Genomic DNA, 10,637 nt, shown 5'->3' on the forward strand with positions numbered 1-10,637 from the left:
TCAGTTTATTATTTCTCCAATTAAAATCAATAATTATAAATATTTAGACATGAAGTAATTATCGAACTGAGGTTATTTAGAACACGGTTTTCAGGACTAGTAACGTTATACTTGTATAAGCTATAACTAATCCTCCTAAATAGATGCAAATGTAATTAAACCGAGATTTAAATAAACCTTCCATTTTGCCTCCTATTTTCAATGTAAGATGATCTTGTTTAATTATAGAGCAAGATAGAGTTATAACAATTAGGTAAAATTAACAAGGACAATTAATTTTTGATAAACTCTAAAAGTTTGGAGAAGTAAAGTTTGGTAAATATTTTTGAAATGTTTTTCAGAACCTAATATGTTATCCTATAATACAATTTTTCTTATTAAGAAATTAAATGTTTAGAAGTTTACCTTTATTTATTGGCCTAAGATATATTCGTGCAAAAAAGCGTAATAGATTCATATCTATTATTTCAGCAATATCTTTTCTTGGTATATCTTTAGGTGTTGCAGTCTTAATCACCGTGATGTCTGTTATGAATGGTTTTGACCAACAGATTAAAAGTAGAATATTAATGATGGTACCGCCGTTAAAAGTTTATGAAATGGGCGGTAAACTTGATGACTGGCAATCACTTTCAAAAAAAATATTGGCAAATAACCCTAAAGTTACCTCAGCAGCCCCTATAGTAGAGTCTCAAGGGTTACTTAGTGCAAATACTGGTGGTAGTACAACTGCATTTGTGCAAATACAAGGTATAGAACCAAAGTATCAAACTAAAGTATTACCTATTAAGAAGCATATTGTTGATGGAAGCTTATCATCTTTGGATGATGGCAAGGGTTATAACATAGTTCTAGGTAGTGTCTTGGCAGGTAATCTAGGTGTATCTGTGGGTGATAAAGTTACACTTATAGTACCAAAAGTTAGTTTGACTCCTGCAGGCATGATTCCGCGAATTAAACAATTTACCGTGACTGGAATTTTCTCTGTAAGCTATCAGTATGATGCCTATTATGCAATGATTAATATCAAAGATGCACAGAAGGTTTTTGAGACTGGTAATGCTGTTACATCGTTACAGCTTGGTACAAAAAATATTTATGATGCTCCTGTTATTAAAAACAAATTAAATGATGGAGGTCTTTCATCTTATTACTTTACTCGTGATTGGACAGATGAGAATAAATCATTCTTTGATGCACTTAAAATGGAAAAAACTATGATGTTCTTTATATTGCTATTGATAATAACAGTAGCAATATTTAACTTATTATCATCTTTGGTAATGGTGGTTACAGATAAACGTAGCGATATCGCTATTTTAAGAACTATGGGAATGTCCTCTCGCCAAATTATCACAGTATTTATATATCAAGGCTTTATAATTGGTTTGATAGGTACAATTATTGGGGTAATTCTAGGGGTGATCTTATCAACTTATGCTACAGAGATTGTTAATTTTATTCAGCATGTTACAGGTAGACAGTTCTTAAGTGCAAGTGTTTATCTTATTGATTATATCCCATCAGACTTGATGTTCTCTGATGTTGTTAAGGTAACTTTAGTATCAATGTTTTTAAGCTTCTTAGCGACACTGTATCCAGCTTGGAGCGCTTCAAGAGTTCAACCAGTAGAGGCTCTAAGATATGAGTGATATTATTTTAAGCTGTAATAATGTTTCAAAGAAATATACTGAATTTAAGAGTGATATAGCTATTCTTAAAGATATTAACCTTGAAATTAAAAAGGGTGAAAAAGTTGCTATATTAGGTCTATCAGGCTCTGGTAAAACTACTTTATTAAATGTGCTAGGAGGGTTAGATAAGTGTAACTCTGGTGAAGTGTATTTAATGGGTGAGAGGTTTGATAACCAGTCGGTAAACAAAAGAGCGATTATGCGTAATAAGCATTTGGGCTTTATATATCAGTTGCATCATCTTTTACCTGAGTTTACTGCTATTGAGAATGTTATGATTCCTTTAGCCATTACTAAAAAGTATAGTAAAAAAGATTCTATAAAGCGTGCTAAAGAAATTCTTGAGAAAGTTGGTTTAGATCATCGCGCTAACCATAAACCGGCTGAGCTTTCAGGTGGTGAGCGTCAAAGAGTAGCAATAGCTAGAGCACTAGTAACTAACCCAAATTGTATTCTAGCTGATGAACCAACTGGTAATTTAGATAGTCAAAGATCTGAGAGTGTTTTTCAATTAATGCAACAGCTAAGTGATGATTTTGGTACTAGTTTTGTAATTGTGACACATGATGAAGAACTAGCTAAGCGAATGAATAAAATCTATAGGTTAGTTGATGGCGAGATAGAGTTAGTTGAAAACTCTAATTAACTTCATTTTTTCTTTCTTTAATATAAAAAATCATTTCTAATTTACTGACTTTTAGTATACTGCATTATTAGATAGTTATATTCTTATGGGTTGCATAAACTATGAAAACAGTGGTGTTTGTTTACAATGATTCTTTAAAATCATATAAAGAAAAGTTTCTCCTAAAAATCGAAAGAGATATTAAAAGCTATCATTATAATACCTTGGTTATAGATGATATGTCAGAGGTTGTTGAAATTCTTGAGGAGAACTCTAGGATATGTTGCATTGTCTTAGATAGAGCAAGCTTTAATATCGAAGCTTTTCATAATATTGCGCATTTAAATACGAAGCTACCTATATTTGTAGCTTCTGATTATAGTCAAAGCATAAAACTTAATTTAAGAGATTTTAATCTAAATATTAACTTTATCCAGTATGATGCTTTAGCGGGTGAAGATTCGGATTTTATTCACAAAACTATCACAAATTATTTTAATGATATATTACCACCATTAACTTATGAGTTATTTAAATATTCAAGAGATTTTAATTCAGCATTTTGTACACCAGGACATCAAGGTGGATATGGTTTTCAAAGATCTCCGGTAGGTGCTTTGTTTTATGACTTTTATGGTGAGAATATTTTTAAAACTGATCTATCAATATCAATGAAAGAGCTTGGCAGTTTACTAGATCATTCAGAAGCGCATAAAGATGCTGAAGAATATATTTCAAAAGTGTTTAAATCAGAAAGATCTCTTATTGTAACTAATGGCACATCAACGGCTAATAAGATAGTTGGCATGTATAGTGTTGCTGATGGAGACACTATTTTAGTTGATAGAAACTGTCATAAATCTATAACTCATCTTATGATGATGGTTGATATTAATCCTATCTATCTCAAGCCAACTAGAAATGCTTATGGCATAATTGGGGGGATTCCTAAAAGTGAGTTTCAAAAAGCGACAATCCAGAGTAAAGTAGAAAATAGTAGTATTGCGAATAAGTGGCCTGAGTATGCAGTTGTTACAAATTCCACTTATGATGGAATTTTGTATACTACTACTACAATCCATGATGAATTAGATGTCAAAAAATTACACTTTGATAGTGCATGGATTCCTTATGCAATATTTCATCCAATATATAAGCATAAAACAGCAATGCAAATTGAGCCTAAATCTGAGCATATAATTTTTGAGACACAATCTACACATAAGCTTTTAGCAGCATTTAGTCAGTCATCTATGCTTCATATCAAAGGTGATTACAATGAAGAGGTTTTAAATGAAGCTTATATGATGCACACATCAACATCGCCATTTTACCCAATTGTTTCAAGCACTGAGATGGCAGCAGCAATGATGGAGGGTGAGCAAGGTTATAACCTTATAGATAAGACCATTAATTTAGCTATAGATTTTAGAAGAGAAATGATTAAATTAAAATCTGAGGCTAATGGCTGGTTTTTTGATGTCTGGCAACCTGATGATATTACAAGTAAAGAGACTTGGTCGCTTAGAAATGCTGATAAATGGCATGGTTTTAAAAATGTTGATGATGATTTTTTATCACTAGATCCTATTAAGATAACTATTTTAACTCCAGGGATAAAAGATAATAATGTCCAAGATTGGGGTGTTCCAGCGGATGTTGTGGCTAAGTTTCTAGATGAGCATGATATCGTTGTTGAGAAATCTGGCCCTTATTCTTTATTGTTTATATTTAGCTTGGGAACTACAAAAGCCAAATCTGTAAGGCTTATATCTGTACTAAATAAGTTTAAACAGATGTACGATGAAAATACTCTAGTAGAAAAAATGCTACCAACTTTGTATGCAGAAGATGCAAAGTTTTATGATGGTAAAAGAATACAAGAGATTAGTGAACAGCTACATCAATATATGCGTGATGCTAACTTACCGAATCTGATGTACCATGCTTTTAATGTGTTACCAGAGCAAAAGTTAAATCCGCATAGAGCTTTTCAAAAATTACTAAAAGGTAAAGTTAAAAAAGTTCCATTAGCTGATATCTATGAACATATTTGCGCTGTTATGGTACTTCCATATCCACCGGGAATACCTGTTATATTCCCAGGCGAGCGAGTAACAGCAGAGTCAAAAGTGATTTTAGATTTTCTATTAATGTTGGAAAAAATAGGTTCAATGCTACCAGGATTTGATACAGATATCCATGGCCCAGAGAGAGCAAAAGATGGTAAGTTATATATAAAAGTTCTTGATGAGTAAGAATCACAAAAAAATTGAGTAAAAATGCTTATAAAAGACTCTAAAAAGATGTATAGTGTCTTTTGTTAGGGTTCAAATTTAGTGGGTAATTTCTTATGTTAAAAACTCCTCTTTACGAAGCACATGTCGCTGCAAATGCTAAAATGGTTGATTTCTCTGGCTGGTCAATGCCGATTAACTACGGCTCACAGATTCAAGAGCATAATAATGTTAGAGAAAACTGCGGTGTATTTGATGTTTCACATATGCTTGCTGTTGATATAAAAGGTAGAGATGCTGAAAAATTTTTACGTCATATTTTAGCAAATGATGTAGCTAAATTAGTAAGTAATAAAGCGCAGTATGGTTGTATGCTAAATCATGAGGCAGGAATTGTAGATGATTTAATTACTTATAAGATTAATACAGAGAATTTTAGAATTGTTGTAAATGCAGGCAATAGAGAATCTGATGTAGCATGGTTTAGAGAAAATGCTAAAGATTTTGCAGTTGAGATAAGCCCTCAAGAAGATTTGGCTATAGTAGCAGTTCAAGGTCCTAAAGCAGCTCAAATTGTTGAGCATGTAGTGACATCAGAGATTGCTGAGCAGCTAGATCATCTTAAACCTTTCTCTTTTAAGTTTTTCAGTAGATGGATGTTTGCACGTACTGGTTATACTGGGGAGGATGGTTTTGAGATAATGCTTCCAGCAGATCAGGCTGTAGATTTTTGGAATAGTCTATTAAAGCATGGAGCAACTCCTGCAGGCTTAGGAGCTAGAGATACTCTTAGATTAGAAGCTGGCATGCACTTATATGGTTCAGATATGGATAGTTCAACGACACCTTTAGATAGAGGTCTTAGTTGGAGCGTTGATTTATCTGATGAAAATAGAAATTTTATAGGTAAAAAAGCTCTATTGGCTAAAAAAGCAAAAGGAGTAGATACTAAGTGGGCTGGTATAGTTCTTAGATCAAAAGGTGTCTTAAGGTCTGGCCAAGAGATCATTTTAGATAACGGTGAAAAAGGTTATATCACAAGTGGTAGCTTCTCACCAACTTTAAAGACTGCTATAGCTTTAGCATATGTGCCTAAACAAGGAAATAATCCTAAAGTAAATATACGTGGTAAAGAGCTAGATGTTGAGATTATAAAACCCAAATTTGTTAAAAATGGTAAATCTTTAATATAGATTATATAAAGTATTCATATCATTTTAGCTAAGTTTTAAAATAAAAATAAAAGTTAAACTATTAGTACTACAAGTTTTAAATGAAAAATTAAATTGATTAATTACTGGAGGTATAAGAATGTCAAATATTCCTAATGAATTAAAATACACAAAATCACACGAGTGGATAAAAGTAGAAGGTGATGAAGTTACAGTAGGTATTACAGAGCACGCTCAGTCATTACTTGGAGATTTGGTATATGTTGAGCTTCCTGAAGTTGGAGAAGAGTTCTCTAAAGGTGATGATACATGTGTTGTAGAATCGGTGAAAGCAGCATCTGATGTATACTCTCCACTTGATGGTGAAATTATTGAAGTAAATGAGTCTCTGGTAGATGATCCTTCTCAGGTGAATCATGCTCCATATAAAGATGGCTGGTTATTTAAACTAAAAATTTCTGATGATTCTCAGTTAGCTGATCTATTAACTGCAGATGCTTATTCAAAAGTAATGGAAGACTAAATAATTTCTTAATATTTTAAAATAAAAATCCGGGGAGAAATTCCTTAGTTATTCAGAAATTGATTAATATTTAGTATGACTAACTTATTATAGATTAATTATTTTCATTCAAAGGCATGGAGGAAATATGTCTTTTATTCCACATAAACCAGAACAGATTAAAAAAATGCTTGATGCTATAGGAGCATCTTCTGTAGATCAGTTATTTGATGAAATCCCTTTACAATTAAGAGCAAAAACCTTAAAAATTCCTGATGGTATCAATGAGATACAATTAGCGAATTTAGCTAGAAAAAGAGCTAATAAAAATCATCATAATACAAACTATATAGGAGCTGGGGCATATGGCCATTATATTCCATCAGCAATATGGGATATAGTAGCTAGAGGAGAGTTCTATACAGCGTACACTCCATATCAGGCGGAGGCTTCTCAAGGTGGCTTGCAAGTTATCTACGAGTTTCAAACAATGATGGCTGGACTAACAGGTATGGATGCTTCAAATGCATCTATGTATGATGGAGCAACTGCATTAGCAGAGTCTGTACTTATGGCAATCCGCTCTAATAAAAAGGCAAAATCGCAAAAGGTCCTAATAGCTGAGGCCTTACATCCAACATACTTAAATGTACTAGAGACTATTACAAAGCATCAAGGTATTGAAGTAGATATTGTAAAACTAGACTCTAAAAATGGTAAAACAGATATAGCAAAGCTAGCTGATTTTGCAGATACTCAATATGCTGCAGTAGTTATCCAAAGCCCTAACTTTTTAGGTCAAATTGCAGATGTTGATAGTCTTACTAATTGGGCACATGAGCATGGAGCTTTAGCAATAGCTGTGACAAATCCAATGTCTTTAGCAATTTTAAAGTCACCTGCAGAATGGGGAGATAAAGGCGCTGATATAGTTTGTGGTGAAGGTCAACCTATGGGTGTGCCACTAGCTTCAGGTGGCCCATACTTTGGTTTTATGACTTGTAAGATGCCTCATATCCGTCAAATGCCAGGGCGTATAGTTGGTAGAACAGTTGATTTAGATGGAAATGAAGGTTTCTGTTTAACACTACAAGCAAGAGAGCAGCACATTCGCCGTGCAAAAGCTACTTCTAATATCTGTACTAACCAGGGTCTTATGGTAACTGCTGCAACTATTTATATGAGTTTGCTTGGTGCTGAAGGCTTAGAAAGAGTTGCTAGTGTATCTCATGAAAATACTACTAAGCTAGCAAATGAATTATCTAAGCTAGATGGTGTGAGTATTAGGTTTGACAAAGCGTTTTTTAATGAAGTAGTTATTGATTTACCTGTTAATGCGGTAGCTTTTGTAACAGAGATGGAAAAAGAAGGTATTGATGCAGGTTACTTTTTAGGTGAATATAGTAGTGATTTGGAAAAATCTATTATGATTTGCTCTACAGAGATTCATACAGCAGATGACCATGCTGAGTATATTGCTGCAGCTAAAAAAGTTTTAGCTAGGTTAGGAGGTTAATTAAATGGTTATTTTTGAAAAAACTAGAGGTGTAAATTCACCAGCTGTAATGCCTAGCAAAAAAGGCGATGTTTCAAATATTCCAGCAGATATGCTACGCTCTAAAAAACCTATTTTACCAGAGCAAGCAGAGTTAGATGTAGTTAGGCATTATACACAATTATCACGTAAGAATTTTTGTATAGATACAAATTTCTATCCATTAGGTTCTTGTACTATGAAGTACAATCCTCGCGCAGCGCATAAGTATGCATCACTTGCTGGTTTTTTAGAGAGACATCCATATGCAAGTACACAAAGTGCACAAGGTACTCTAGAATGCTTATATGATCTACAAGATTTGATCAAAGAGTTAACTGGTATGACTGGTGTTTCACTTGCACCTATGGCAGGAGCTCAAGGTGAATTTGCAGGTGTAGCTATGATCAAAGCTTATCATCATAAACGCGGTGATTTTGAGCGTAATGAGATTATCGTACCTGATGCTGCTCATGGAACAAACCCAGCAACTGCAAAAGTATGTGGTTTGAAAGTTATCGAGATTCCAACTAAGAGGTGTGGCGATATTGATCTTGAAGCATTAGATAAAGTACTTGGGCCAAAGACAGCAGGTATTATGCTTACAAATCCTTCTACTGTTGGGGTATTTGAAAGAAATATCGCGGTAATTGCAAAGAAAGTCCATGAAGCTGGTGGTTTACTATACTATGATGGTGCAAATCTAAATGCAATTATGGGTAAAGCACGTCCTGGTGATATGGGCTTTGATGTTTTACATATGAATCTGCATAAAACTTTTGCTACTCCTCATGGTGGTGGTGGTCCAGGTGCTGGTCCAGTAGCTGTTAATGATAAGTTAAAAGAGTTTCTACCTGTACCAATGGTTGGCAAAAAAGAGGATAAATTTGTCTGGTTAGAAGAAAAAGATGTACCAAATACTATTGGTAGATTATCTGCATTTAATGGTAATATTGGTGTGTTGCTTAGAGCGTATATTTATGGTGCAATGTTAGGTGGTAATGGCCTAACAGAGGCTTCTGAAATAGCAACTCTAAACGCTAACTATATGATGGTGCGTTTAAAAGAAGAAGGCTTTACAATCGCATATTCTGATAGAAGAGCATCTCACGAGTTTATTGTGACATTAAAACCTGAGCTACAGAAGTATGGCGTGACAGCTACAGATTTTGCAAAATGTCTGATAGATAGAGGTGTGCACGCTCCTACTATGTACTTCCCACTACTGGTTCCAGAGTGCTTGCTAATAGAGCCTACTGAAACTGAAAATGTTGATAGTATGGAGAAGTTTATCCAAGCAATGGTAGAAATTAGAGATATTGCAAAAGAAAATCCTGAGTATCTTAAAAAAGCTCCATATAGTTTGCCATCTCGTCGTTTAGATGATGTCAAAGCTGCTAAAGAGCTTGATATTGTTTGGCAACCAAAATAAATATGGTTCTTTTATATGAATGCAAAAATAAATATTAAAGAGCTTCTTGATAATTTACCTGCTGGTGTTGTGGTACATCAGATGGATACATCTATTTCATATGTAAATAAAGAAGCTCTACGTATTTTGCGTTTAAGTGAAGAGCAAATGCTTGGGAAAGATGTTTTTGACCCTCAATGGAAGCTTATTGATCCATCAGGTAAAGTGCTTGATCCTAGTGAATATCCTGTAAGTATAGCTATCCGCACTAAAAAATCTATAAATGGTATGTTGGTCGGAATCTTGAGTTCAGATACTGAAACTCCTACATGGGCTCTTATAAATCTACATTTTGATAAAGATCAAATAGTAGTGTCTTTCACAGATGTTTCAAAAGAGTATGAGTTACCATTTAGGGAGATTGTAGATAAAGCATATGATGGAGTTTTGATAACTAGTGCTGATAATCTTAAGAAACCTCATGGCCCAAAGATTGTCTATGCTAATAAATATATGCAGAGAATTTCTGGGTATGATATAGAAGAGCTTATTGGTAATACTCCTAGGATGTTACAAGGAGAGGCAACAGATAGACAAGCTTTACGTAGGATTCATAATGCACTAGAAGCAAAAGAGGGAATAAGAGAGGTGATACTTAATTATTCAAAAGACAATAAACCATATTGGATTGATATATCAATATTTCCATTACATTTAAATAAAGATGACACAGTCACTCATTTTGCTGCCATAGAAAGAGATGTGACTGATATAAAAAATGCTGAACTAGCTTTGTTGGATATATCACGTACAGATCCCTTGACACAACTACTTAATCGTAGAGGATTTGATGACTATACAATGATATATACTATGCAAGATTCATATGCAATTGTAATGTTAGATATTGATCATTTTAAAAAAATTAATGATGATTTTTCTCATCTACATGGCGACAAGGTGCTTATATCTTTGGCAAATACAATTAAGAAGTATTCACGAGAGAATGATTTGGCTGTGAGATTTGGGGGAGAGGAATTTATAATTTTCTTGCCTAATACTAATAAAGACTGTGCAAAAAATATTGCTGAAAGGATACGTATTGAGGTGCAAAAACAGAAACTAATAATAGATGATCATATTCTTACATATACTGTAAGTTGCGGTGTTGCGACTAATGAAAATCAATTATCGATCAAGCAAACTTTAGTGATTGCCGATAAGGCTTTGTATCAGGCTAAATCTCAGGGTAGAAATAGATCTGTTGTGTTTGATGATAAGTAAACACAAAAACCTTGATATTGTTGTCAATCAAAATAATTCTCTATAATCTAGAGCTTTGATAAGAATCTATCACTAATAGCCTTTAGATGTCTTTTAGAATATAATTAGGCTCTGTGCACAAAAATAAATTTTCATCGAAGCCAAATAAAAGTACAAGCTAATTTAATCATTCCTAGAT

Annotated in this window: 8 protein-coding genes; all 8 read left to right on the plus strand. The window is 33.6% G+C overall.

Going from position 1 to position 10,637, the window contains the following annotated elements; translation table 11 throughout:
* Window positions 1–389 precede the first annotated feature (389 nt).
* The 8 genes from AB8E56_RS10340 (at window position 390) to AB8E56_RS10375 (ending at window position 10,459) form a co-directional block, all read left to right on the plus strand.
* Window positions 390–1,652, plus strand: a complete 1,263-nt coding sequence (locus AB8E56_RS10340; protein ID WP_329480801.1) for a lipoprotein-releasing ABC transporter permease subunit — start codon at window positions 390–392, stop codon at window positions 1,650–1,652.
* On the plus strand, window positions 1,645–2,340 hold the full coding sequence (lolD, locus tag AB8E56_RS10345) for a lipoprotein-releasing ABC transporter ATP-binding protein LolD (protein ID WP_329480803.1): 696 nt from the start codon (window positions 1,645–1,647) through the stop codon (window positions 2,338–2,340). Before AB8E56_RS10340 ends, lolD begins: the two co-directional genes overlap by 8 nt.
* Window positions 2,341–2,441: 101 nt before the next feature.
* The gene (gene ldcC, locus AB8E56_RS10350) at window positions 2,442–4,577 is read left to right on the plus strand and encodes a lysine decarboxylase LdcC (protein WP_329480805.1); all 2,136 of its coding nucleotides are present in this window, start codon (window positions 2,442–2,444) and stop codon (window positions 4,575–4,577) included.
* A gap of 95 nt (window positions 4,578–4,672) precedes the next feature.
* Window positions 4,673–5,749, plus strand: a complete 1,077-nt coding sequence (gene gcvT / locus AB8E56_RS10355; protein ID WP_329480807.1) for a glycine cleavage system aminomethyltransferase GcvT — start codon at window positions 4,673–4,675, stop codon at window positions 5,747–5,749.
* Between the two features lie 118 nt (window positions 5,750–5,867).
* Complete coding sequence (gcvH, locus tag AB8E56_RS10360) at window positions 5,868–6,251, plus strand: glycine cleavage system protein GcvH (protein ID WP_329480809.1); 384 nt, start codon at window positions 5,868–5,870, stop codon at window positions 6,249–6,251.
* Between the two features lie 127 nt (window positions 6,252–6,378).
* The gene (gene gcvPA / locus AB8E56_RS10365) at window positions 6,379–7,746 is read left to right on the plus strand and encodes an aminomethyl-transferring glycine dehydrogenase subunit GcvPA (RefSeq protein ID WP_329480811.1); all 1,368 of its coding nucleotides are present in this window, start codon (window positions 6,379–6,381) and stop codon (window positions 7,744–7,746) included.
* Window positions 7,747–7,750: 4 nt separating this feature from the next.
* Window positions 7,751–9,196, plus strand: a complete 1,446-nt coding sequence (gene gcvPB, locus AB8E56_RS10370; protein WP_329480813.1) for an aminomethyl-transferring glycine dehydrogenase subunit GcvPB — start codon at window positions 7,751–7,753, stop codon at window positions 9,194–9,196.
* Window positions 9,197–9,211: 15 nt separating this feature from the next.
* Window positions 9,212–10,459 carry a diguanylate cyclase gene (locus tag AB8E56_RS10375; protein WP_329480815.1) on the plus strand — a complete coding sequence of 416 codons (1,248 nt, stop codon included), beginning with the start codon at window positions 9,212–9,214 and terminating at the stop codon, window positions 10,457–10,459.
* The last annotated feature ends 178 nt before the right edge of the window (window positions 10,460–10,637 follow it).

It is taken from the genome of Francisella sp. 19X1-34 (genome assembly GCF_041102755.1).
GTDB lineage: Bacteria > Pseudomonadota > Gammaproteobacteria > Francisellales > Francisellaceae > Francisella.